This window comes from Paramagnetospirillum magnetotacticum MS-1, assembly GCF_000829825.1.
GTDB classification, from domain to species: domain Bacteria; phylum Pseudomonadota; class Alphaproteobacteria; order Rhodospirillales; family Magnetospirillaceae; genus Phaeospirillum; species Phaeospirillum magnetotacticum.
Map to the genome: position 1 here is coordinate 26,839 of NZ_JXSL01000022.1, position 24,691 is coordinate 51,529.

Genomic DNA, 24,691 nt, shown 5'->3' on the forward strand with positions numbered 1-24,691 from the left:
CGCTACTGCGCTTTAGGCCCGGTCGGTTTTGATGATTTCGGTCATGGTCACGCCCAGGCGGTCTTCGACGACCACCACTTCACCGCGCGCCACCAGCCGGTTGTTGACGTAGATATCGATGGCCTCGCCCACCTTGCGGTCCAGTTCCACCACCGCGCCGCGTCCCAGCTTCAGCAACTGGTTGACCTGCATGGTGGCCTTGCCCAGCACCGCCGAGACCTGCACGGGAATGTCGTAGACGGCTTCAAGGTCGCGGGCCGATCGCGGCATATCCGGAACATCGCCGCGCCCCTGCTCTTCGCCGTCTGGCTTGAAATCATTGAGTTCGAAATCGGGCATGGGGTCCTCCAGTTACTCTTCCGGGCGGTGTTCGGGCGGCGCCAGGGCCCGGTTCACCGCCGTTTCGATATCGGCGATCAGACGGGCCTGATCGCGTTCGGCTCCGCCATCGGTCCATTCCACCCGGCAATCGCCGATGGCGACCCTGGGATCGGCCTGGACCACGACGCGGCCTTCGAAACCGTGTTCGATGGCCGTCTGTTCCAGTCGTTCGCGCATGGGATCGACCAGGGCGGAATCCACCCGGACGATGATACGCGGTTCGTCCAGCACATTGGTCAGGCATTCCTGCACGGTGCGGACCACTTCCTCGAAGGCGTTCTGCTCGCAAGTGGCGGGCAGGACTTTTTTCAAAATCGCCATGGCCACCCTGGCGGCGACCCGCTGGTTCTCGTCATTGGCGTCGGCCTGGGCGGCGTCCAGCATGGCCAGGGCGTTGGACACCCGCTCCAGGGACGCGGCCAGCAGGGCCTGCTGGGTTTCGTTGGCCTCGGCCGTGCCGTTGCGATGGCCTTCCTCATAGGCGGCCTCGCGCACCACCTGGAGGTCTTCCTCGGTGAAGCTGGGCGGCGGCGGGGCCTCGGGCTCGGGCTCGGACTCGTAGACATCCTCGCTCTGCTCGGCGGGCTTGGGCCGATTGGCCGGAGGCGGGCCGAAATCCAGATCGAACATGTACTTCTGATAAGCCATAAAAACGCGTCCGCCTCGGTTTTCCGCCTAGTACACCAGCTCGTCTTCCTCGCGGCCTTCGGAGATGACGATCTGTCCCGATGCCGCCAGTTCCTTGGCCATGACCACGATGGCGGCCTGGGCCTGATCCACGTCCCTGAGACGGACCGGGCCCAGGGCTTCCATGTCTTCCCTGAGCATCTTGCCCGCGCGTTCGGACATGTTCTTGAAGAACAGTTCCTTGACCCCGTCGGCGCCGCCCTTGAGCGCGATGGCCAGCTTGTCCTTTTCCACCGAGCGCAGCAGCACCTGGATGCCGGCGGCGTCGATGCGGGTGAGGTCGTCGAAGGTGAACATCAGCGCCTTGATCTTCTCGGCGCTTTCACGGTTGCGCTCTTCCAGGGCCGACATGAAGCGGTTTTCGGTGTTGCGGTCCAGGTTGTTGAAGATGTCGGCCATGAGCTCGTGGGCGTCGCGGCGCTGAGTGCGCGCCAGATTGGTCATGAACTCGGTTCGCAGAGTCTTTTCCACGCCGTCCAACACTTCCTTCTGCACCGCCTCCATGCGCAGCATGCGCATGATGACTTCCATGGCGAAATTCTTGGGCAGGATGGCCAGAACGCGCGACGCGTGGTCGGGCTTGATCTTGGCCAGAACCACGGCCACGGTCTGCGGGTATTCGTTCTTCAGATAGTTGGCCAGCACCTGCTCGGACACATTGCCCAGCTTGTCCCACATGGTACGGCCGGCGGGACCGCGGATTTCCTCCATGATGAGGTTCACGCGATCCTTGGACAGGCTCTTCATTAGCAGGCGTTCGGTGGTGTCGAACGAGCCGGTCAGCGAGCCCGTCGATGACAGGGCGTCGGCGAATTCGACGAAGACGCGCTCCACCAGATTGGAGGACACGGTGCCAAGGCTGGCCATGATCTGGGACAGTTCCTTGATCTCGTCGTCGCCCAGCATGCCGAACAGCTTGGACGAGTGTTCCTCGTTCAAGGACAGCATGAACATGGCCGCCTTCTGGGGGCCGGTGAGGCTGCGGTAGTCTTCCTTGACGCGTGCCATGACGGTTCCCTATCAGCTTTCCTGGTAGAGCCAGTTGCGGATGATGGACAGAGCCTCTTCCGGATGCTTTTCGACGATCTCGCCGATCTTCCTGATGGACGACGCCTTGACGCGGCCTTCCACCTTGTCGATGTCGATGAGCTCGTCGGCGATGACCTCTTCCTCGCCGCCCAGGGGCGCAGGCATGGCCGCGCCGCTGGGGCCGGTGAGCTGAGGCATGGCCCCGCCATCGGTGGTCAGCAGACGGCGGCCGTCGGGACCGACCTGACCTTGCATGGACTCGATGGCCCGGCTGATGAGCGGGCGCAGCACGAGGAGCAGGAACAGGATGGCCACCACGGAGAGGCCCAGATTGGAGGCGATCTTCTCGACGAAGTCGCGGCGCATGCCGAAGATGAACTCGCCCGGTTCCTCGGCCTGAAGCAGTTCCTCGCCCTTGTAGAAGGGCATGGAGGCCACCTTGACCTGATCGTCGCGGTCCTTGGTATAGCCGATGGCCGATTTGACCAGGGCTTCGATCTGGGACAGTTCCTCGGCGGTGCGGTCGCGGTACGAGGTCTGCTTGCCGTCGGCCGATTGCTCGCGCACGCCATCGACGATGACGGCGGCGGAAACCTTGCGGATCTCACCCATCTCGCGGACCGTACTCTTGGTCTTGCGCGAGATTTCGTAGTTCACGGTTTCCTGGTTCTTGTTGATCTTGGTCGAGGTGCGGATATTGCCGCCCGACGAGGCGTTGGGATCGGGCAGGTTCTGCTGCACGGTGACCGGGGTGGGCTCGGCGTCCTGGCTCTGCTCGCCCTCGTTGACGGTGACCTGGGAGCGCACCACCTTGGTCTCGGGATCGAAGGTTTCCTCGGTGGTGGTGGCCTGGCTGAGATCCATGTCCACGGTGACCTCGGCCCGCACGCGGCCCGGGCCTAAGGACCGTTCCAGCAGATCCTCGATGGTCTTGACCAGCTTGGCCTCGGTCTTGACCTTCATGTCCTCGGCGGTCTGGGCCTGGTATTCCTTGGAGTTCTCGAAGCCCTTGGCCAGCAGGGTGCCCTTGTCGTCGACGATGGAAATGCGCGACGGCTTCATCTTGGGGACAGCGGCGGCGATCAGGTGCTGGATGGCGCTGACCTGACCCTTGTCCAGGCGCTGGCTGCCGTTCATCTTGATGATGACCGAGGCCGACGGCTCCTGGGTGTCCCTGGAAAAGGCCTCGCGCTTGGGCAGGACCAGATGGACGCGGGCGGCCTTGACCTTGTCGATGGAGCGGATGGTCTTGGACAGTTCGCCTTCCAGGGCGCGGACCATGGTGATGTTCTGCTGGAAGCTGGTGGAGCCCAGCGCGTCCTGCTTGTCGAACAATTCGTAACCGGCCATGCGGCCGCCGGCGGGCAGGGCCTGCTCGGCCATGCGCACGCGCAGATCCAGCTTGCGGTCCTTGGGCACCCAGACCTCGGTGCCGTCCTTCCTGAGTTCGTAGGGGATCTTGTCGGCGGTCAGTTTTTCGATGATCTGCTTGGAATCGCCCAAGTCCAGATCGCCATAGAGCAGCTCCATCTGCGGCGCGGCGACGCGGCTCATCAGATAGATGAAGAATCCCAAAATGCTGACGCCGACGCCAGCGATGGCGGCCAGCCGCATGGGTCCCAGGCCGCGCAGCATCTGCAGGAATGCGTTCACGTCGTCTCCATCGGGTGCCCATCGGTGCGGAGCACAAGGGGGTGCCGCCGACCGGCACACGCGTCCAGACGACAGACTAAGGTCTTGTCGCTGAAGAGATGGTTAACGCCCGGCAATTTTTGCCGGGTGGGGTTTTTATGTAGATCCGCCAGCCCCTCAATCGCCGGGCGTCCCCCAGAATCAATCCGGCGGCCTTCTGGCCGCCGGATCTCGTTAGGAAGCAGATGGGTGGATTGGACGCGTTAACGCTTGATCTGCACCAGTTCGTCCAGCATCTGGTCGGCAGTGGTGATGATCTTGGCGGCGGCCGAATAGGCGCGCTGGGTGATGATCATGGTGGTGAACTCGGAACCGATATCCACGGTCGAAGCTTCGAGCGAGGCCGACTGCACCGAACCGGCACCGGCATTGTTGGCCTGACGCAGCGTGTAGGAGCCGGACGTATTGGTCTCGATCCACGAATTGCCGGTCAGCGATTCCAAGCCGTTGGGATTGGTGAAGGTGGCGATGGGGATCTGGAAGACCGGACGGCGGACGCCGTTGTCGAACAGGGCGGTGACCACGCCGTCGGTGCCCACGGACACGCCGGAGAAGTTGCCGAACTTGGCGCCGTTCTGGGTCAGATAGGACAGCTGATAGGTGCCGCCCAACTGAGTCATGCCGTCGGCCTGGGAGGTGTTGCCCACGAACCAGTTGATGCGCTGGTCGGCGCCGGTGCCGTTGGGAACCAGGGTCATGCTTTGCGCGCCATTGGCCCAGTTCACGGCCATCTTGCCCACATTGATGCTCTTGGGCGTGCCGTCGCCGTTGAAGGTGATGGCGGGGTTGGTGGCGGTGATGGCGTTGACCTTGAAGATGCCGTCCACGCCGTCCACCGACGGGATGGCCGAGCTCCAGTTGCGGGTTTGCGACTGGGTGAGCGAGGTGCCCATGCCCGAGGCATCCACGGTCATGGTCGTACCGCCCTGCTGCTGGACGATTTCCACCGTGCCGCCATTGGCGCGGAACAGCGGCATGGTCGATCCGACGCTGATCAGGTTGCCCGCCAGATTGGTATTGACGGTGCTGTCCCAATTGCGCGGATTGCGCAGCGCATTGGCCACCAGGGTGGCCACGTCGGAGCCCGAGGTATAGCTGGTGTTGTTCAGATTGATGACGACTTCCGCACCGGCGACCGGGGCGAGGGTGCCGGTGGTGTCGAACTTCACCGTCAGAGTGTTGGAGCCCACGGTGAATTTGAGGGTCTTGTTATTGAGCGCCTGGACATCGGCCGCCGAGGAGGCGGTGAAATCCAGCCGTCCCTGGCTGGCATAGACCAGCGAGGGGGTGGATTCATCGAGAATGTCCATGGAGGCGGCGCCCGACGGCGGGTTGACGCCGCGCTGATCCGGGTAGGGGGCGGTCGACGTGGTGACGTAGTCGCATTCCACCACGGTGATGACATTGGCGCCCGGTTCGGTCAGAACCTTGTAATAGCCGGTATTGGCCGTGGTCGAGGCGCTGTTGCTGATCTTGAAGTAATCGCCGACCGCAAGGCCCAGGCTGGCCGGGGTGACGCCAAGGTCGATCTGAGAACCCGCAGCGGTGAAGGTGCCGGTGATGGAGGTGGTGGTTCCGCCGATCTCGATGGTGGCCGAGGTGGCTGCCTGATCGGTGATGGCCGGGGTGGTTGCCACCTGGGAACTGACGTACCAGTCGCCGTTATTGGTGCTGGCTGTGCCCGAGGCGCCCGAGATGTTCAGCACCGAACCCAGCGGCAGGGCCTGACGCGACGCGGCAAGCGATGCGCCCAGGGTGTTGACCGGCATGGCGATGGCGCCGGAACTGGCGAAATAGCCCATTGCGGTGGAGTTGGCGGCGACCAGGGTCTTCACGCCGCCGGTGGTGTTGCCGGTGGCCTCGCCCTTGATGGTGAGGGCGGCGGTGCTGTTGGTCTTCACATTGGTCAGCGTGGTGTTGACCGAGAAGAAGTTGCTCTTGGTTTCCGCGTCCCACTGGTTCGAATTGGTCTTGGTCCAGTTGACGTTGAAATTGTGAGTGTCACCGAGCGAGTCGTAGATCAGCACGCTGGTCTGGTGATAGCCCGACGAAGACGTGCTGCCCGGATTGTAGATGGTGTCACCCGACGGCAGGTTGGCGCCCATCTTGATCTGAGTGGTCTGGTCGGCGGTGCCGCCGATGGTCTTCAGATTGAGGGACTTGGTTTCCTGCGGGTTGATGATGTTCTGGTTGACGTAGTGGAAGGTGCCGTCCGACTGCTTGTAGGCCTTCATATAGGTGTTGCCGTCGATGGTCAGTTCGGTCGGCTTGGCCAGCGTGTTGTTGTTGGTCGGCTGCAGCGGCCAGCCCTGGACGTAGAAGCCCGACACGTTCTGAAGATAGCCTTCCTTGTCCACCTTGAACGATCCGGCGCGGGTATAGGCGAACATGCCATTGCCCGACGTGGCCGGATCGGGGTCGGTGTTGACCACGAACATGCCCTGGCCCGACAGAGCCAGATCGGTGGATTCGGTGGTGGCCTGCAACAGGCCCTGGCTGTCGATGGCCGCCCTGGGCTTGGACTGGACGCCGCCCGGCGAATAGCTGGTCAGGGAGACCTGCTTGGTCACCAGGGTCTGGAAGTTGACCTTGGCCCCCTTGTAGCCGGTGGTGTTCACGTTGGTGATGTTGTCCGAGATGGCCCCCATGGCGCTGGACTGAGAGGCCAGACCGGAGACACCCGAGAACAATGCGCCGTACAAGCTCATGATATCCTCCTGATCCTAAATTCTACTTGGTGGTCGAGCTGGTGCCCGACGACCCTGTGTTGCTGGAATTGCCCTGCAGCGCCTGAAGCTGGGCCAACGCGGCCTGGTATTGGGCGTTGGCGGCTGCCAACTGGGCATTGTTGATACTGGAAGAGTTGTCCTTGACGCTGACCACCTTATCCATGGTCAGCGTGATGTCGTTGCCCTTGGTCCCGGCTCCCATCACCAGGGTGGTGCCGTTGGTGGCGTCGTTGGTCACCTTGGTCACCTTGCCGAAGCTGGTGCTGGTGGTGGTGATGGCCGTGCCGTCGGCGGCGGTGGCGACCACCTGGAAGGAATAGCGGCCATCGCTCAACTGGGTGCCGGACGAGTCCTTGCCGTCCCAACTGAGGCTGTGGGCGCCCGTAGCGGTTTCGCCGGTGATGGAATTGACCTGCTTGCCCGACGAGTCCTTGACCACGATCTTCACGTCGCGGGCTTCCTTGGGCAGGGTATAGGTCAGCGAGGCGGCGCCGTCCTGCAACGGCAGATCGGTGCCCGCCACCTCGACGGTCTGGCCGAGATAGCTGATGCCCTGCGAGGTTTGGGCGGTCTGCTGCAGCTTGATCAGCTTTTCCAGATTGGAATTGGCGTTGATCTGCTGCTCGACGCTGGAGAACTGGACCAGCTGATTGGTGAACTGGGTCGAGTCCATGGGCGACAACGGGTCCTGATGCTTCAGCTGCGTGGTCAGCATGGTCAGGAAGGTGTTGAAGTTGCTGCCCAGCGTGGCCTTGCCAGCCGCCGAGCCGGTGGCGGCGGCCGTGGCGGCGGTGCTGGAGGTATTGGTATTGCTGGTGGTGCCGACGGTGGTCATTGACTTCGCTCCTACACCGAGATGTCGACGCCGGAGCGTCCGCCCAGCGTCCGGCCGCGGGCGGCCTGGGCCGCGCCAGCGGTGGCGGCCATCTGGCCGTCTTCGCCATTGGCGGCGCCACGGCCACGGCCACGGCGCGAACGGGTGTTGTTGTGGTTGCGGTCGGCGTTCTGCTGCTGCTCGCCGCCCTTCAGGCTGAAGGTGGTGGCGGTGGAGTCGGGCTTGAGGCCCGCATCTTCCAGAGCCTTTTCCAGGCCCTTGGCGTCCTTTTGCAGCATGGCCAGGGTTTCGGGCTTGTCGGCGCTGACCGTGGCCGTGACATGACCATCGGCGGAGACTTCCAGCTTGATCTCGATCTTGCCCAGGTCATAAGGCTTCAACTGGATCTTGATGGTGTCGGCGCCGTCCTTGACCTGCTTGTCGATCTGGACGGTGACCTGCTCCATCACCTGGGCCTGGACCAGGGTGCGGGGCGTCCGGGCGGCGGTCTGGGCGGCCTGTCCGGCCGAGGCCTTGTCCGCCGCCTGGGCGCCGCCCACACCGGCGAGACCGATGACGTTGCGCTGTTCCGGAACGGTCTCGTCGGTGACGGAAGCCTCGACCTGGGCGGCCAGAATGGCGGCGAAGGGGCTGGCCTCGGGTTCGGCGGCGGCCGGGCTGCCCGTCTCCTGGGTCGGGGTGGCCGAGGGCTGCTCGACCAGAGCCGCGCCCGCTTCCTGCTGGCCCGAGCCAAAGCCCTGACCCTGCTGCTGGTCCTGGCTATTGCCCTGGGCATTGGCGGCCTGGGCGGCGAGGTCCTGCAAAGACAGGGTTTCGAGCACGGTGGAGGTGGTCTGGGTGGTGGGCGTGGTTTCCACGGTGGTGGTCTGGACCTTGATGTCCAGGTGGACATTGGACCCCGCCAGCAATTCGGCCAGATCGCGCGCCTGCTCGTCGGCCAGGCTGTCCTTCAGATCATCGGCATTGGCCTGGGCGGCGGCCTTGTGCTGGCCCACCTTGGCGACCAGCTGGCTGACCAGTTCGGTCGCAGCGTCCAGGGCGTCGTCCATGTCGCCGTTCTGCACATCCTTGACCAGCCGGTTCTCCAGATCGCTGACGCGCTTGCGGTCATCGGCCGAGAGGCCCGCCATGGGGTCCTTCTGCTGGTCCTTGGTATCGTCGGCGCCTGTCAGCTGTGCCTTCACATCCTGGACCAGGGCGTTGGGATCCTGTGTCGGAGCATTGGCGGAACCGGGGTCCACCTGCACGATCTCGACGGTTTCCTTGATGGTCACATCGACGGCGATGATGATCTGCTGGTCGTCCTGGGCCTTGATCGCTTCCGGCGCCTGGACGGTCTGATCATCCTTGGCGGCGTTGCTCTTGTCCGAGGTATCGGCGGCGGCAATCTGGACGGCGGGGGTGCTGTCATCGTCGTTCTGAGCGGGGGCCGGAGCAGCCTGGGCGTCGTCATCCTTGCGGGCCTTGGCCGTGTTGCCGCCAGCGGCGCGGGGCTTGTCGGCCTTGAGCGCGGGACGGGCATCCTTGGCATCGCCCTGGGCGTCCTTGCGGGCGTCCTTGGCGTCGATCTTCACTTCCGTGTGCAGATGGGTGATGTGCTCGGACAAGACCTTGTCGCCGGAGGCCAGTCCGCCCAGGCTTCCGTTCTTGCCGGCAAAGCGCTGGGTGGTCTGCTGCAGCACCGAGAGGAAGGCGTCCTCCGCCGACACCCCCGCCTGCGCCTTGTCCTGGGAGACGGGCGTCATGTTGGCTTCGGGTACCACACGCTTGTCGATGGATTGCACGGTCATGGTCTTGTCCCCGCGAAATGGGCTGGCGAACGGTCTTTCACGCCAAGACCAGAGCAAGCGGCGGGCCAAGTTCCTTGAATGCGCCTAGTGCGCTGTATTTGCTGAGTAAATTATTTTTCGCGAAGAGGGGCGGATGGGGTCTGGACCCGCTCTTGGGAAAAAAATGCCGGGTGTGGGGGAAAAGCCTGCCGGTTCAGTAGATGTCTGGGTCCCTGTCGTCGTCCTTGGCCAGACTCATGATTCCAACGCCCATGGCCACCGAACCGAAGGTGACGAACAGGCCGAGGAACATCAGGATCAGGACCGGGGCGGGATTGGGGGAATCCATGGCCAGGGTGCGGATATGGCCGAGATCGGTGGCCAGAACCAATCCGCCGAAGGTCGCGGCGGCGGCCAGGCCGTAGCACAGATGCTGGACCAGGAATTTCAGCGGCTCGCGTTCCTTGGGCGTCATGATGTCACCCTTCCTATATCCCGCCCTCGATCGGCGGGCGCGCCTTCCGGGTCGCTTGCCTCCCGCGGCATAAGCCGCGCGGCCCCTTGGGCCTAACCATTTCCCGATGAGTCCGACTCATCGGGAAATGGTGTCACGGCGGCACCCAATTCGGCCGCCAGGGCGCGGGTTTCGGTCATGACGCGGTCCAGTTCTCCGGCATCGACGCCGCGCGCCACGATGCTCACCAGGGAACGGCCTTCGGTGAACGAGGGATAGGAGCCCACATCCACATGGGGATGGCGGTCCTGAATGCGGGCCAGACCCTCGGCCAGATCGCCTTCACGCACGCAAAGCGTCACCGAGCGCGACAACTGGGGCGGTCCTTCCACCAGGGTGTGGCGGATGCCCTCGAACATGGCGCGCAGGATGGAGGGAACGCCCGCCATGACGAAGACATTATCCAGGCGAAAGCCCGGCGCCTGGCTGATGGCATTGTCCACCAGTTGGGCGCCCGCTGGAATCTCGGCCATCTTGAGGCGGGCGGCGTTCAGTTCGCCCTCGCCATAACGGCTTTGCAGGCGGCGGACGGCTTCCGGGTTGCGCTCCAAGGCCACGCCGAAGGCCTTGGCGATGGCCGCCGAGGTGATGTCGTCATGGGTGGGGCCGATGCCGCCGCTGGTGAAGACATAGGTATGGGTGGCCCGCAACGCGTCCAGGGCGGCGATGATGGCGGCCTGATCGTCGCGGACGATGCGCACTTCCGCCAGCGTGATGCCGCGGGCCGCCAGTTCCTTGCCCAGATAGGCGACATTGGCATCCTGGGTGCGACCCGACAGGATTTCGTTGCCGATCACCAGGATTGCCGCATTGGCCATGACTGTCTCCCATATGAGGGAGCTATACTATACCCAGTCGCGCAGGATGGCGACCAGGGGGATATCGGCGGGTGGCATGGGCAGGTCGCCCAGGCGCTGGGCGCGGACCCACCTCAATTCCTGGCCTTCGCGGGCGCTGGGGTTTCCTTTCCACACCCGGACCACGTAAAGCGGCATCAAGAGGTGGAAGGTGTCGTAATCATGGGAGGCGAAGGCGACGGGGGCCAGGCAGCTTTCGCGCACATCGATGCCCAGTTCCTCTTCCAGTTCACGGACCAGGGCGCTTTCCGGCGTCTCGCCCTCGCCGATCTTGCCGCCGGGAAATTCCCACAGCCCTTCCATGCTCTTGCCGGTGGGCCGCGACGCCATCAGGACGCGGCCGTCGCCGTCCACCAGGGCGGCGGCCACCACCAGCAGGGTGGGGCGGAGCGAGCGGGCCATCACCCACTCGGCCTTGCGCAGTTGGAAGACCGGCGAGACGACGCTGGTTCCCCGCGCGGGCATGGGACAGGTATCCACATGGTGGAAGGTCAGCCCCGCCTTCTCCAGCACCCGCTTTGACGCGGCGTTGTCGGGATGGAACGAGGCCCAGGCCCGGTCGAAGCCCAGTGTCTCGAACAAGTGACGGATCAGGCGATGGGCCGCCTCGGTGGCATAGCCCTGGTTCCAGAATTCCTTGCCGATCCAGTAGCCCAGTTCCGGCGTTCCGTCGTGCTCGAGACCGAATCCCATCACGCCGATCAGCACATTATCGGTGGTGCGTTCCAGGGCCAGGGCCACGCCTTTGCCCTCGATGCGGCGGACTTCTTGCTGGGCGACGAAGGTCTTGGCGTCGGCCGGGGTGAACGGGTGGGGGATGGCGGCGGTCAGACGCACCACCTCCCAATCGTCGAGCAAGGCGACCAGGGCGTCCAGGTCCTTGTCGCCCACGGGGCGCATGCGCAACCGCGCGGTCAGCAGGGGATGGCCTGCCCAGACCGTGCCCGTTTCCCGGCAACCCCGCTCCGCCATGACCTCGTCTCCGTTCCCTCAGGTCCGATAGGACCCGTTGATATCGATATAAGCGTGTGTCAGGTCGCAAGTATAGACGGTGGATCGCCCCTTGCCCACGCCCACATCCACTTCGATGACGATATCCTTGCCCTTGAAGTGGGCGGCTACCGGGGCTTCGTCGTAGCCGTGGGCCATTTCACCCTTGTCGGCCACCAGAACGCCGCCCATGCGGATGGAGAGTTTGTCGCGGTTGGCCTTCTCGCCCGCCTTGCCCACGGCGGCCACGACGCGGCCCCAATTGGCGTCCTCGCCCGCGATGGCGGTCTTGACCAGGGGCGAGTTGGCGATGGACATGCCGATGGTGCGCGCCGCCTTCTTGCCCGCCGCGCCGCTCACATGGATGGTGACAAATTTGGTGGCGCCCTCGCCGTCACGCACCACCTGCAACGCCAGATCCAGCAGCAGGTCGAACAGCTTGGCCTTGAAATCGGCCAGACGCTTGTCCTTGGCATCCTTGATCACCTTGTTGCCAGCCTTGCCCGTGGCAAAGAGCATCAGGGTGTCGCTGGTCGAGGTGTCGGAATCCACGGTGATGGCGTTGAAGGACTTGTCCACGCCCTTGGACAGCAGATCCTGCAGCACCGCAGCGGGCAATGCTGCGTCGGTGAAGACGTAGGACAGCATGGTGGCCATGTCGGGCGCGATCATGCCCGCGCCCTTGGCGATGCCGTTGATGATGACCGGGGTGCCGTCGATCACCGCGATGCGGGTGGCGCCCTTGGGATAGGTGTCGGTGGTCATGATGGCCTGGGCGGCTTCCTGCCAATTGCCGGGCTGAAGCTTGGCGCGCACATCGCCCAGCGCCGCCGTGATCTTCTCGTCGGGCAGGCGCACGCCGATCGTGCCGGTGGACGCGATATAGACTTCCGAGTCCTTGCAGTCCACCAGGGCGGAGGTGGCTTCCACCGTGCGGCGCACCGAGGCCTCGCCCACCGAGCCGGTGAAGGCGTTGGCATTGCCGGAATTGACCACCAGGGCGCGGGCCGAGCCCTTGGCTACCGCGCTTCGGCACCATTCCACCGGAGCCGAGGCGGTCAGCGAACGGGTGAACACGCCTGCGGCCGTGGTGCCCTTGTCCATCTCGACCATCAGCAGGTCGGTGCGCCCGGCATAGCGCACGCCGCAGGCGTGGCTGGCCAGCCGGATGCCGTTGATGACGGGCATGTCGGGAAAGCGTTCGGGAGCGAGGGGGGAGATGGCGGTCATGGAATCGGGTCTCGTCTCGGGTGATGAAAAGGAGAAAGGCCCGGCTGCTTGTCAGCGGCCGGGCCTTGGGGAAGGCTTTTACTTCTTGGCCGCGTCCAGCGGCGTGCCGTCGGGCTTGAACCGCTTGATCTTGGCCTTGTCGCGCAAATCCACGACCATCTTTTCCTGCAATTCGTCGGCGATCTGGCGCGCGATCACCGGCTTGGCCTGGTCATAGGGCGGAATGGTCGCCATCCGCTTGTCCTCGACCTTGATGACGTGATAGCCGAACTGGGTCTTCACCGGGGTCTTGGACACTTCGCCCGGACGCATGGCGAAAGCGACGGTGGAGAATTCCGGCACCATGGCGCCCTGGACGAAATAGCCCAGGTCGCCACCCATGGCGCCCGAACCGGTGTCCTTGGACCGGGACTTGGCCAGTTCGCCGAAGTCCTGGCCGCGATTCAGATCGGCGATGATGGAGCGGGCGCTTTCCTCGGTCTCCACCAGGATGTGGCGCGCATGCACCTCTTCCTGCGGCTGGAAGTTCTTCACCGCCTGGTCATAGCGGGCCTTGACCGCTTCCTCGGTGATGGCGCCGCGCACCTTCTTCTGCATCAGGGCCTGGGCCATGAGCTGAATCTCGACACGGTGCAGCGCGGCCTTAACCTCCGGGTCGGCGTCCAGCTTGTCCCGCTTGGCCTGTTCATAGACCAGCTGGTTGTTGATGGCGACCTCGAGCACCGCCTCATAGGGGGCCTGGGGTCCCATCTGGCGGCCGAACTCGGCCAGTTGCGACATCTTGATGTCGGAGCCGTTGACATTGGCGACAACGGTGTCGGCGGCGAAAGCCGGGCTGGCGGCCAGCCCCGCCGCCAGGGAAAGGGCGACCAAGGGGCGGCGCGCGAACAGCATCTTCATGAGCGAACGTTCCTTCTCGTCGATGGCCGGGACGCCGGAAGCGGTATCTACGGCCGAGACAACAGTGCCTGCGGTTGAACCACAACCGGAGGGGCGGCACAAGTGGTCGATTGGTATCACCCAGGAATGCGGCAAAGTCATGGCGGAAATCCGCCCCCACCCAGCACTGGATTCGAAGCCGACTCTGTGCAATATGGTTCCCCGACTTCGCAGGCCAGGGCGTGCTGCTTTTTCGCGCGCGCCGGCGCCACCCAATCCAAGCCCCCGGCCAGGGCGTGCCTGTAAGACGTCGTGTCGGACCAAGTGGAGGAAATTATGACTGTTCGCGTTGGCATCAACGGCTTCGGCCGCATCGGTCGCATGGTGTTCCGCGCCGTGGCGAAGGAATTCCCCGAGATCGAGATCGTCGGCATCAACGACCTCCTCGAGCCCGATTACCTCGCCTATATGCTGAAATACGATTCGGTGCATGGCCGCTTTGCCGGTGACATCTCGGTCGAAGGCTCGAACCTGATCGTCAATGGCAAGAAGGTCCGCCTCACCGCCGTCAAGGACCCGGCCGAGCTGAAGTGGGACGAGGTCAAGGCCGACATCGTCATCGAGTCCACCGGTCTGTTCCTGGATGCCGTCAACGCCGAGAAGCACATCAAGGCTGGCGCCAAGAAGGTGCTGATGAGCGCTCCGTCCAAGGACGACACCCCCATGTTCGTCTATGGCGTCAACCACGAGAAGTATGCGGGCGAGAAGATCGTTTCGGCCGCTTCGTGCACCACCAACTGCCTGGCTCCCGTCGCCAAGGTGCTGAACGACAACTGGGGCATCAAGCGCGGCCTGATGACCACCGTGCACGCCGCCACCGCCACCCAGAAGACCGTCGACGGCCCGTCCCAGAAGGATTGGCGCGGCGGCCGCGGCATCTTGGAGAACATCATCCCGTCGTCCACCGGTGCCGCCAAGGCCGTGGGCAAGGTCCTGCCCGAGCTGAACAAGAAGCTGACCGGCATGGCCTTCCGCGTCCCCACCTCGGACGTCTCGGTGGTCGATCTCACCGTCGAACTGAACAAGGACGCTTCTTACGAAGACATCTGCAAGGCCATGAAGGCCGCCTCGGAAGGCGCGCTGAAGGGCGTGCTGGGCTACACCGAGGACAAGGTGGTCGCCACCGACTTCGTCGGCTGCAACATGCCGTCCATCTTCGACGCCGACGCCGGCATCGCGCTGGACAGCACCTTCGTCAAGGTCGTCACCTGGTACGATAACGAATACGGCTATACCTGCAACATGCTGCGCTTCCTGCGCCACATCGCCAAGTAGGCCGGTCGTTCGATGCGGGCGGAAGGGTCTCCCTTCCGCCCGAATTCCATTTAAGACAAAAGGGGGCATTCATGTTCCGGACCATCGACAGCTTCGACGTCAAGGGCAAGCGGGTGCTGGTGCGCGCCGATCTCAACGTTCCGGCCAAGGACGGCAAGGTCACCGATACCACCCGTATCGACCGCTCCGCCGCCACCTTGAAGGAGCTGGCGGGCAAGGGCGCCAAGGTCATCGTACTGACCCATTTCGGCCGCCCCAAGGGCCGTGACGCCAAGTACTCCCAGAAGCTGCTGGTCGAGCCGCTGGCGCGGGCGGTGGGACAGCCCGTCCTGTGGGCCGATGACTGCATCGGCGTCGAGGTCGAGCAGATGATCGCCAAGATGAAGGACGGCGAGATCGCCCTTTTGGAAAACGTCCGCTTCTACGAGAACGAGGAAGAGAACGACATCGGCTTTGCCAAGATGCTGGCCGGTCTCGGCGATATCTATGTCAACGACGCCTTCTCGACCGCGCACCGCGCCCATGCTTCCACCGAAGGCGTGGCCCATCTACTGCCCTGTGCCGCCGGGCGTCTGATGCAGGCCGAGTTGGAAGCGCTGGGCAAGGCGCTGGAACATCCCGAGAAGCCCGTGGCCGCCATCGTCGGCGGCGCCAAGGTCTCCACCAAGCTGGACCTGCTGGGCAATCTGGTGGCCCGCGTCGATTACCTGATCATCGGCGGCGGCATGGCCAACACCTTCCTGTTCGCCCAGGGCAAGCAGGTGGGCAAGTCCTTGTGCGAGAAGGATCTGGCCGACACCGCGCGCGAGATTCTGGAAAAGGCCAAGGCCGCCCATTGCCATATCGTCCTGCCGGTCGATGCCGTGGTGGCGGGGGAGTTCGCCGAGAATGCCGCCAATCAGGTGGTTTCCGTCGATGCTGTGCCCGCCGACAAGATGATCCTGGATGCCGGTCCGGCCTCGGCCGAGGCCATCATCGACCGCCTGGGCGGCTGCAAGACCCTGGTGTGGAACGGCCCCCTGGGCGCCTTCGAGATCGCGCCCTTCGACAAGGCCACCAACGCGGTGGCTCAATGGGCCGCCGAGCGCACCGTTCAGGGCAAGCTGCTGACCGTGGGCGGGGGCGGTGACACCGTCTCGGCCCTGGCCAAGGCGGGCGTCGAGGACAAGTTCTCCTACATCTCCACGGCGGGCGGCGCCTTCCTGGAATGGCTGGAAGGCAAGGTCCTGCCCGGCGTCGCGGCCCTCGAGGTCAAGAACTGCGGCTCGGGCTGCGGCTGCGGCGGCTGATCGCGTAAACCCCAGGCGGGCTGCCGCCCGCACCCGCTTGGGGAGGTCCCCAAACCCCCTTTGTTTCAAAAATTAAGGGGGGTTCGGGGCATCGCCCCGATCGGGTTTGGGCGAAAGCCCAACCACTTCGAGGATTGGCGTCATATGACCGTTCATTTCATCGGTGCCGGACCCGGCGCTCCCGACCTGATCACCGTGCGGGGGCTGAACCTGATCCGCCGTTGCCCGGTGGTGCTCTATGCCGGTTCGCTGGTCCCGCCCGAGATCGTCGCCGAGGCCATGACGGACGCGCGGGTGATCGATACCGCGCCGCTTCATCTGGACGAGATCATCGCCGAGATGGAGATGGCCCATAATCTCGGGCAGCAGGTCGCGCGCGTCCATTCCGGTGACCCTTCCATCTATGGCGCCATCGCCGAGCAGATGCGCCGTCTCGACGCGCTGGGCATTCCCTATGACGTGACGCCGGGCGTCCCGGCCTTTGCGGCCGCGGCGGCCGCGCTGGCCACCGAGCTGACGCTCCCTGATATCAGCCAGACGGTGATTCTGACCCGGACCTCGGTGCGGTCCTCGGCCATGCCCAATAACGAGGATCTGGCGACGCTGGGTAAAAGCGGCGCGACCCTGGCCATCCATTTGTCGGTGTCCAATCTGGCCCATGTGGTCAAGGAGCTCTCGCCCCTTTACGGCGCGGATTGCCCGGTGGTGGTGGCCTTTAGGGTGGGCTGGCCCGATCAGAGCTTTATCCGGGGCTGCCTTTCGGACATCCGCGACAAAGTCAAGGCAGCGGGCCTGACCCGCACCGCCCTGATCCTGGTGGGCCGCGTGCTGGGTGGCGCCGAGTTCACCGATTCCCGGCTCTATGCCGAGGACCATACCCATGTCTTGCGCCCCGCGAAGGGGTAAGACTCGAGGGGCGCAACGTCCTATAGTACGGGCCACCATGCTCGACCTGCCTATTGACCTTCCCGAATTTCTCCCCGGTTCCGTTTGGCTGGCGGGTGCCGGGCCCGGTGATCCGGGGCTGCTGACCCTGCTGGCGCTCCATGCCATCAAGAGCGCCGAGGTGGTCATTCACGACGCCCTGGTGGATGGGCGCATCCTGGCGCTGATCCCCGCCGCGGCAGAGATCGAATCCATGGGCAAGCGGGGCGGCGAGGCTTCGGTCCGCCAAGCCGAGATCACGGCGCGGATGATCCATCTGGCCAAGGCGGGCAAGCGCGTGCTGCGCCTCAAGGGCGGCGATCCCTTCGTCTTTGGCCGCGGGCCGGAGGAGGCCTTGGCTTTGGCGGGCGCCGGAGTGCCTTTCCGCATCGTGCCGGGGATCACGGCGGGGATCGGCGGCCTGGCCTATGCCGGTATTCCGGTGACCGCCAAGGAAACCAATTCGGCGGTGGCCTTCGTCACCGGCCATGGTCCCGATGGCGAGATGCCCGACGCGTTCGACTGGGACGCCCTGGCGCGCGGCGCGCCGGTCCTGGTGTTCTATATGGGGCTGAAGCATCTGGAGCGCCTGACGTCGCGGCTGATGGCGGCGGGGCGGCGCCCCGATGAGGCGGCGGCCCTGGTCTGCAACGCGGCGACGGAACGCCAAAGCGTGCTGGAGACCACCCTGGCCGAGGCGGCGGGCGCGGTGGAGCGGGCGGGCCTCAAACCCCCCGCCCTGTTCGTGGTCGGGCAGGTGGTGGCGCTGCGGCGGCAACTGGACTGGTGGCGGGGATGAGCCGTTTCCCGGAATTCGTCATCCCGGCCTTGAGCCGGGATCCAGGGGGGGCGACTCCTGGATTCCGGATCGCGCGTTGCTTGTCCGGGATGACGAAGACGAGGGGGGCTGGGCGTGATTGAGATTTTCACAAATCTCGCCCATGCCGGAATGGGCATCTGCCGCGTGGGTATCGATGGCAACGAGAATCTGCTTCTCGGCCTGTTCGTCACCGGGCTGGTGGGCAGTCTGACCCATTGCGGCGGTATGTGCGGCCCCTTCGTCTTGTCGCAATGCGCGGCGCGGATGCAGGCCATCCCCTTGGAACGCATGACCGAGATGAGGCGGCTGGCGGGGGCGGCCTTGCTGCCTTATCATCTGGGCCGCGCAGCCACCTATGGCGCGCTGGGCGCTTTGGCGGCAAGCTTTGGCGGCATCTTGGGCGGCGGCGGATCGTTCCGGCTGCTGGCGGCGGGCTTGCTGGGCGTGGCGGCTTTTCTTCTGCTGGCCATGGCCTTGCCCGGGATCAAGGCGCTGGGCGGCGCGGGCGGCGACAGTCGCTGGGCGCAAAGCGTGGGGCGTCTGGCAGGCCCCTTGTTCGCCAGGCCCTTCGGGCTACGCGGCTGGGCGTTGGGGGTATTGTTGGGGTTCATCCCCTGTGGTTTGCTTTATGCCGCTTTGGCGGCAGCCGCCGCGGGCGGTAATGGGGTGGCTGGGGCGTTCGGCATGCTGGCCTTCTGGGCGGGCACGGTGCCCATGCTGGTTTTGGTGGCCATGGTGGGGCAGGCGGCCTTGTCCCACTGGCGGGCTCCGCTTTTGCGGGCGGCGCCGGCCTTGTTGGTTCTGAACGCGGGAATGCTGGGCTTCATGGCCTGGCAACTGCTCGCCTCGTGAATACGGAGAGACTTGTATGAAGTTCTCGCGCAGCCTGTTGGCCCTGATGGCGGTCATCGTCGTCGCCTTCGTGGTGATCGGTGTCCGTCTGGTCATCTGGAGCGGCCAGAGTTCCGAGGGCGCCAAGGCCATTCCGTCCATCGGCGGGCCTTTCCAACTGACCGATCACACCGGCAAGCAGGTCAGCGACCGGGATTACCGCAATCGCTACATGCTGATCTTCTTCGGCTATACCTTCTGCCCCGATGTCTGCCCGACCACCCTGTCGACGGTGACGGCGGCCATGGAAAAGCTGGGGCCCGGCTATGCCAAGAAGGTGGTGCCCATCTTCGTCACCATCGACCCCGAGCGCGACAGCGTGGCGGTGATGAAGGAGTATGTGAATGCCTTCTCGCCCGATATCGTCGGCCTGACCGGCACGCCCGAAGAGATCGCCAAGGTGGCCAAGGAGTTCAAGGTCTACGCCGCCAAGGTCAAGGGCGACCGGCCGGAAAACTACACCGTGGACCACTCAGCCATCCTTTACCTGATGGGACCCGATGGCAAATTCGTGGCCCATTTCACCCACGGCATTTCCGCCGATGATCTGGCGACGGGGCTGAAGAAGCACGTTGGTTAACGGTATCATCATCGCCGCGCCCGCCTCGGGCAGCGGCAAGACCACCCTGACGCTGGGCCTGCTGCGTTTGCTGGCCCGCAAGGGAGTGGCGGTGGGTTCGGCCAAGGTGGGGCCGGATTATATCGACCCCGCCTTCCACGCGGCGGCCTCGGGGCGGCCCTGCTACAATCTGGATTCCTGGGCCATGCGCCCGGCCACATTGGCCGCTTTGGCCGCCAAGGCGGGGCGGTGCGCCGATCTGCTGGTCTGCGAAGGGGTGATGGGCCTGTTCGACGGCGCCTTCGTGGCCCAAGGCCAGCCCGACGGCAGCACCGCCGATCTGGCCGCCGCCACGGGCTGGCCGGTGGTCCTGGTCATCGACGGGCGCGGCATGACCGGATCGGCGGCGGCCGTGCTGGCCGGTTTCGCCCATCTGCGTTCCGATCTGCGGCTGCGGGGCGTGATCTTCAACCGGGTGATGGGGGAAAAGCACAAGGCGGCCATCGCGGCGGCCTGCGCCGCATATTGTCCGGAGGTCACGCTGCTGGGCTTCCTGCCGCCGTCTGCCGGACTGGAGACGCCGTCGCGTCATCTGGGGCTGGTCCAGGCCGCCGAGCGCGCCGACCTTCAGGCCTTTCTCGACGGCGCGGCCGCCCTGGTGGCGGAGCATCTGGACGTGGACGGGCTGATCAATCTGGCCGAGCCGTCGCGTCTGGCGGCAAATAACGGCGGCACAGGCGTCCCCCCCCTGGGACGTCGCATCGCCGTGGCCCGCGATACCGCCTTCGCCTTCGCCTATCCCGCCCTGCTGGAAGGCTGGCGGGAGGCGGGGGCGGAACTGTCCTTCTTTTCTCCCCTGGCCGATCAAGGGCCGGACGAGGGGGCCGATTCCGTCTATCTGCCGGGCGGCTATCCCGAACTTCATGCCGGGCGGCTGGCAGGCAATGCCGGGTTTCTGGGCGGGTTGCGCGGTGCTGCGTCGCGCGGTGCGGTGCTCTATGGCGAATGCGGCGGCTATATGGTCCTGGGCCGAGGAATGGAGGACGCCCAAGGCGGCCGTCATGAAATGGCCGGGCTGCTGGGGCTGGAAACCTCGTTCGCCAGACGCAAACTGCATCTGGGATACCGCCACGCCACCCTGGCCGCCGCCGGGCCCCTGGGCCGGGCGGGGGCGGGTTTTCGCGGCCACGAATTCCACTATGCCTCCATCCTGGCGGAAGAGGGCGCGGCGCTCTTCTCCATCACCGACGCGCCAGGGACGCGGCTGGGAATGGCGGGACTGGTGGAGGGCCGGGTAATGGGTTCCTTCGTCCATCTGATCGATTCCAGCCCTTGAACTTGCTGCGACGCAGCATGAAATGATTCCAGGGTCAAGGCGTAATCTGCATCACAATGCCGAATAATTTTGTTGCGGGGAATGCTATCGGCCTGTAACAAAAAACCACGCCACCGTTCCAATCAGCCGGGGTTCGACGGACATGCTCTATCATCTGCACGAAATGCAGCACCACGCCTTTGCCCCCATGCGCATGCTGGCCGAGGCCATGCAGTCGGTTTACAGCCACCCCTGGGTGCCCATGGCCTATACCAAGTTCGGCCGCACGGTGGCGGCGACGGCGGAACTGGTCGAGCGCACCACGCGGCGGTATCCCAAGCCGCCCTTCAACCTGCACACCACCACCGTCGACGGCGAGTCGGTGCATGTGGTCGAGCAGGTGGCCAAGGCGACGCCATTTTGCAATCTGCTGCATTTCAAGCGCAGCGTCGAAGGGCGAAAGGACCCCAAGGTGCTGCTGCTGGCGCCCATGTCGGGTCACTTCGCCACCTTGCTGCGCGGCACGGTGGAGACCATGCTGCACGAGCATGACGTCTACATCACCGACTGGATCGACACCCGCAACGTGCCGCTGTCCCATGGCGATTTCACCCTGGACGACTATATCGACCTGCTGGTGGAGTTCATGGAATTCTTAGGCCCCGACACCCATGTGATGGCGGTGTGCCAGCCTTCGGTGCCCATGCTGGCGGCGGTGTCGCTGATGGCGGCCGACAACAACCCCAACCAGCCGCGCTCCATGCTGATGATGGGCGGGCCCATCGACACCCGCGTCAATCCCACCAAGGTCAACGACGTCGCCACCCACAAGCCCTTTTCTTGGTTCGAGCGCACGGTGATCCACACGGTGCCCATGAACTATCCGGGCCATGGCCGCAGAGTCTATCCCGGCTTTTTGCAACTGCACGGCTTCATGAGCATGAATCTCGAGCGCCATGTGGGCGAACACGTCAAGCTGTACCAGAACATGGTCAAGGGTGACGGCGATTCCGCCGCCCAGCACCGGGAATTCTATGACGAATATCTGTCGGTGATGGACCTGCCCGCCGACTACTATCTGGAAACCATCCGCAAGGTGTTCCAGGAGCATCACCTGGCCCGTGGCATCATGGTGTCGCGGGACCGCAAGGTCGATCCCGGCGCCATCCGCCATACCGCCCTGATGACCATCGAGGGCGAGAAGGACGACATCACCGGCGTGGGCCAGACCAAGGCAGCCCACGCTCTGTGCTGCAATCTGGCGCCCGAGAAGCAGCGCTACCACTTGCAGCCCAAGGTGGGTCATTATGGCGTCTTCAATGGCCGCCGCTGGCGTGAAGAGGTCTACCCCAATGTCCGCGAATTCATCCGCCAACACGACCGGGGCTGATCGAGACGCGGAGGGTCCGCCCTTCTGGCGGACCACTCCGCTGTCGGCCATGACGCGGGCGCAGTGGGAGTCGTTGTGCGACGGCTGCGGCCGTTGCTGCCTGCATAAGCTGGAAGACGCCGATACCGGCGAAGTCCACTACACCAATGTGGCCTGCCGCCTGCTCAACCTGCACACCTGCGGCTGCAAGAAGTATACGACGCGCTGGGATTCGGTGCCGGACTGCGTTGAACTCAGTCCCGTGGTGCTGCCCACCCTCCACTGGCTGCCGTCCACCTGCGCCTATCGGGTCCTGGCAGAGGGCAAGGTGTTGCAATGGTGGCATCCGCTGGTCTCGGGCGATCCGGAGAGCGTGCATCGGGCGGGCATTTCGGTGCGCGGCAAGGTCATTGCCGAATCTCGCGCCGATCTGCTGGACTATCATGTGGTGACCTGGCCGGAATAACCTGCTTCCAGGCATCCTCAGTAGGCGTATTCCTTGAAGATGGGATCGACCGAGCCCTGCCAGCGGGTGTGGAAGGCTTCCAGCATCTCCTCCGACGCGGTCTTGCCGCTTTTGACCACGGTTTCGATGGGGTCGAGATAGATGGTCTCGTCGCGCCCCGAATCGTTGAGGCGGCCACGGGCCTTCAGTCCGGCCCTGGCCAGGGCCAGAACGTCGGAGGCCACCTCGCGCACGCTGCGGCCATTGATGGTGGCGGCCAACCCTTGCGCGGGAACGGTGGCGCGCAGCGCCTCGCGCTGTTCGGCGCTCCAGTCCTTGACCAGATCCCAGGCCCCATTCAGGGCCGCGTCGTCGTAAAGCAGGCCGGTCCACAGGGCGGGCAGGGCGCACAGGCGCCGCCAGGGGCCCGCATCGGCGCCGCGCATCTCCAGGAACTTTTTGAGCCGCACATCGGGGAAGGCGGTGGTCAGATGGTCGGCCCAGTCGCCCATGGTGGGCAATTCGCCGGGGAAGGCGGGCAGCTTACCCGCCATGAAGTCGCGGAAGCTCTGGCCCGCCGCGTCGATATACTTGCCGTCGCGGTAGACGAAATACATGGGGACATCGAGCATCCAGTCCACATAGCGCTCGAAGCCCATGCCGTCCTCGAAGGCGAAGGGCAGCCCGCCCGTGCGGTAGCGGTCGGTATCGGTCCAGACATCGCCGCGCGACGAGATGAATCCCGAGGGCTTGCCGTCGATGAAGGGCGAGGCGGCGAACAGGGCGGTGGCGATGGGCTGCAGCGCCAGGGAGACTCGCAGCTTCTTGACCATGTCGGCTTCGGAGGCGAAATCCAGGTTCACCTGCACCGTGCAGGTGCGCAGCATCATGTCCAGACCCTTGGTCCCCACTTCGGGCATGTAGCGGCGCATGATGACGTAGCGGCCCTTGGGCATCCAGGGCGTATCGGTCCGGCTCCATTTGGGCTGAAATCCCACGCCCAGGAAGCCTATCCCCAAGTGCTGGGCCACATGCTTGACCTGGGCCAGGTGATGGGTGACCTCGGCGGCGGTCTGATGGATGTTCTCCAAGAGGCCGCCAGACAGTTCCAACTGCCCGCCCGGTTCCAGGCTGATGGCGGCGCCGCAGTAGTCGTGCAGCGCGATCACATGGTCGCCCTCGAAGACCGGCTCCCAGCCCAGGCCGACCAATCCGTCCAACATGGCCTTGACGCCATGCCCGCCTTCATAGGGCAGCGGCTTCAGGTCGTCGAGGGAGAAACCGAACTTCTCATGCTCGGTGCCGATGCGCCAGGCGTCCTTCGGCTTGCATCCGGATTCCAGGTACTCGACCAGCTGGTGCTTGCCGGCGATGGGTTCGCCGCTGGGCTTGGCGGGTGCGGACATGGGGGGATGATCCTACTGAGCTAATCGGAGCCACAGCAAACGACAGGGCGCATGGGGGCGTCAAGCGCCGAATCCGCCTCCCTCCTCCTTGAAACCATTCCCCTTGGCGCGAATAAGGTGTTGCGGAAGGGGCCCCAGTGCGTTTACGTCACTGACCTATCGCTGCAAGTTTGTTCCGGTGTCTCATGATGAAGATCATTCGCGCGAAGCTGCATGGCATTCGCGTCACCAATGCCGACCTCAATTATCACGGCTCGATCACCCTTGATCCCGAGCAGTGCGAGATGGCCGGCATCTATCCCATGGAATTCGTCGACATCTGGAATAAGAATTCGGCGGCCCGCATTTCGACCTATGTCATCTTCGGCGAGCCGGGCTCGCGCTGCTGCGTGCTGAACGGCGCCGCGGCGCGCACCTGTCAGAAGGGCGACGAACTGATCATCGCTGCCTCGGCGGATATTTCCGGACCGGAAAAGCTTTACGAGATCAAGCCGCGCATCCTGACCTTCCTGCCCGACAATCACGTCGATCAGGTGCTGTATTACGACGTCTTCCAAAGCGAGAAGCGTCCTTACGACTTCCGCATCGTCGATGCCGACAAGCATACCATCGAGAGCTGCCACACCTGGCCCAACGTGGATATCACCAAACTGCGCTCCGATCTGGCGGCCAAGGGCTGGAGCGAGGCCGAAATCGACGCCTTCATCGCGTCGCATTTTTCTCTGTAGATCTAATACTGCCCCTCG

General features: G+C 64.5%; 23 protein-coding genes and 1 pseudogene. 10 read left to right on the forward strand and 14 right to left on the reverse strand.

The annotated features are described in order from the left end of the window. Positions 1-12 precede the first annotated feature (12 nt). The 13 genes and pseudogenes from fliN to CCC_RS05265 form a co-directional block, all read right to left on the reverse strand. Entirely contained in the window at positions 13-339 is a 327-nt protein-coding gene (fliN, locus tag CCC_RS05210; protein ID WP_009870042.1) for a flagellar motor switch protein FliN, read from the reverse strand. Positions 340-351: 12 nt separating this feature from the next. Beyond that, on the reverse strand, positions 352-1,029 hold the full coding sequence (locus tag CCC_RS05215; protein ID WP_009870043.1) for a FliH/SctL family protein: 678 nt from the start codon (positions 1,027-1,029) through the stop codon (positions 352-354). 27 nt (positions 1,030-1,056) lie between these two features. Beyond that, on the reverse strand, positions 1,057-2,076 hold the full coding sequence (fliG, locus tag CCC_RS05220) for a flagellar motor switch protein FliG (RefSeq protein ID WP_041040190.1): 1,020 nt from the start codon (positions 2,074-2,076) through the stop codon (positions 1,057-1,059). A 12-nt stretch (positions 2,077-2,088) separates the two neighbouring features. Further along, entirely contained in the window at positions 2,089-3,750 is a 1,662-nt protein-coding gene (fliF, locus tag CCC_RS05225) for a flagellar basal-body MS-ring/collar protein FliF (protein ID WP_041040192.1), read from the reverse strand. Positions 3,751-3,992: 242 nt separating this feature from the next. After that, the gene (locus tag CCC_RS05230) at positions 3,993-6,497 is read right to left on the reverse strand and encodes a flagellar hook-basal body complex protein (RefSeq protein ID WP_041040194.1); all 2,505 of its coding nucleotides are present in this window, start codon (positions 6,495-6,497) and stop codon (positions 3,993-3,995) included. A gap of 22 nt (positions 6,498-6,519) precedes the next feature. Then, positions 6,520-7,353, reverse strand: a complete 834-nt coding sequence (locus CCC_RS05235; RefSeq protein ID WP_009870047.1) for a flagellar hook assembly protein FlgD — start codon at positions 7,351-7,353, stop codon at positions 6,520-6,522. Positions 7,354-7,364: 11 nt separating this feature from the next. Continuing rightward, positions 7,365-9,143 (reverse strand): flagellar hook-length control protein FliK, encoded by a 1,779-nt coding sequence (locus tag CCC_RS05240; protein WP_009870048.1) that lies wholly within the window; start codon positions 9,141-9,143, stop codon positions 7,365-7,367. A gap of 193 nt (positions 9,144-9,336) precedes the next feature. Then, a complete protein-coding gene (locus CCC_RS05245) occupies positions 9,337-9,597 on the reverse strand; it encodes a hypothetical protein (protein WP_009870049.1) in 261 nt (86 codons plus the stop codon). Between the two features lie 92 nt (positions 9,598-9,689). Beyond that, positions 9,690-10,454 carry a competence/damage-inducible protein A gene (locus CCC_RS05250; protein ID WP_009870050.1) on the reverse strand — a complete coding sequence of 255 codons (765 nt, stop codon included), beginning with the start codon at positions 10,452-10,454 and terminating at the stop codon, positions 9,690-9,692. A gap of 27 nt (positions 10,455-10,481) precedes the next feature. Then, positions 10,482-10,895, reverse strand: coding sequence for a (deoxy)nucleoside triphosphate pyrophosphohydrolase (locus tag CCC_RS23055; RefSeq protein ID WP_456095276.1), 414 nt, complete (start codon positions 10,893-10,895; stop codon positions 10,482-10,484). Positions 10,896-10,997: 102 nt separating this feature from the next. Further along, positions 10,998-11,465: pseudogene (locus CCC_RS23060) on the reverse strand (GNAT family N-acetyltransferase); the annotation flags it as partial. Positions 11,466-11,483: 18 nt separating this feature from the next. After that, positions 11,484-12,713 (reverse strand): bifunctional glutamate N-acetyltransferase/amino-acid acetyltransferase ArgJ, encoded by a 1,230-nt coding sequence (gene argJ / locus CCC_RS05260; protein WP_009870052.1) that lies wholly within the window; start codon positions 12,711-12,713, stop codon positions 11,484-11,486. Positions 12,714-12,791: 78 nt separating this feature from the next. Next, entirely contained in the window at positions 12,792-13,613 is an 822-nt protein-coding gene (locus tag CCC_RS05265) for a peptidylprolyl isomerase (protein ID WP_009870053.1), read from the reverse strand. Positions 13,614-13,928: 315 nt separating this feature from the next. Between CCC_RS05265 and gap the strand changes: the two genes are divergently transcribed. The 9 genes from gap (at position 13,929) to CCC_RS05310 (ending at position 22,560) form a co-directional block, all read left to right on the forward strand. Then, on the forward strand, positions 13,929-14,927 hold the full coding sequence (gene gap, locus CCC_RS05270; RefSeq protein WP_009870054.1) for a type I glyceraldehyde-3-phosphate dehydrogenase: 999 nt from the start codon (positions 13,929-13,931) through the stop codon (positions 14,925-14,927). Positions 14,928-14,998: 71 nt separating this feature from the next. Then, positions 14,999-16,216: a phosphoglycerate kinase gene (locus tag CCC_RS05275; protein ID WP_009870055.1), complete on the forward strand. Its 1,218-nt coding sequence runs from the start codon at positions 14,999-15,001 to the stop codon at positions 16,214-16,216. 144 nt (positions 16,217-16,360) lie between these two features. After that, positions 16,361-17,122 (forward strand): precorrin-4 C(11)-methyltransferase, encoded by a 762-nt coding sequence (gene cobM, locus CCC_RS05280; RefSeq protein WP_009870056.1) that lies wholly within the window; start codon positions 16,361-16,363, stop codon positions 17,120-17,122. Between the two features lie 37 nt (positions 17,123-17,159). Further along, positions 17,160-17,939, forward strand: coding sequence for a uroporphyrinogen-III C-methyltransferase (gene cobA / locus CCC_RS05285; RefSeq protein WP_009870057.1), 780 nt, complete (start codon positions 17,160-17,162; stop codon positions 17,937-17,939). A gap of 114 nt (positions 17,940-18,053) precedes the next feature. After that, positions 18,054-18,812, forward strand: coding sequence for a sulfite exporter TauE/SafE family protein (locus tag CCC_RS05290; protein ID WP_041040196.1), 759 nt, complete (start codon positions 18,054-18,056; stop codon positions 18,810-18,812). 16 nt (positions 18,813-18,828) lie between these two features. Next, entirely contained in the window at positions 18,829-19,431 is a 603-nt protein-coding gene (locus CCC_RS05295; protein WP_009870059.1) for an SCO family protein, read from the forward strand. After that, complete coding sequence (locus CCC_RS05300) at positions 19,424-20,746, forward strand: cobyrinate a,c-diamide synthase (protein ID WP_009870060.1); 1,323 nt, start codon at positions 19,424-19,426, stop codon at positions 20,744-20,746. The genes CCC_RS05295 and CCC_RS05300 overlap by 8 nt, the downstream gene beginning before the upstream one ends. Positions 20,747-20,888: 142 nt before the next feature. Further along, positions 20,889-22,115 (forward strand): polyhydroxyalkanoate depolymerase, encoded by a 1,227-nt coding sequence (locus CCC_RS05305; RefSeq protein ID WP_009870061.1) that lies wholly within the window; start codon positions 20,889-20,891, stop codon positions 22,113-22,115. Then, positions 22,078-22,560 carry a YcgN family cysteine cluster protein gene (locus CCC_RS05310; RefSeq protein WP_082036507.1) on the forward strand — a complete coding sequence of 161 codons (483 nt, stop codon included), beginning with the start codon at positions 22,078-22,080 and terminating at the stop codon, positions 22,558-22,560. Before CCC_RS05305 ends, CCC_RS05310 begins: the two co-directional genes overlap by 38 nt. Before the next feature lie 17 nt (positions 22,561-22,577). Here CCC_RS05310 and CCC_RS05315 read toward each other — a convergent pair whose 3' ends face one another. After that, a complete protein-coding gene (locus CCC_RS05315) occupies positions 22,578-23,945 on the reverse strand; it encodes a glutamate--cysteine ligase (protein ID WP_009870063.1) in 1,368 nt (455 codons plus the stop codon). Positions 23,946-24,130: 185 nt separating this feature from the next. On the opposite strand from CCC_RS05315, the gene CCC_RS05320 reads away from it, so the two are divergent. Further along, positions 24,131-24,673 carry an aspartate 1-decarboxylase gene (locus CCC_RS05320; protein ID WP_009870064.1) on the forward strand — a complete coding sequence of 181 codons (543 nt, stop codon included), beginning with the start codon at positions 24,131-24,133 and terminating at the stop codon, positions 24,671-24,673. The last annotated feature ends 18 nt before the right edge of the window (positions 24,674-24,691 follow it).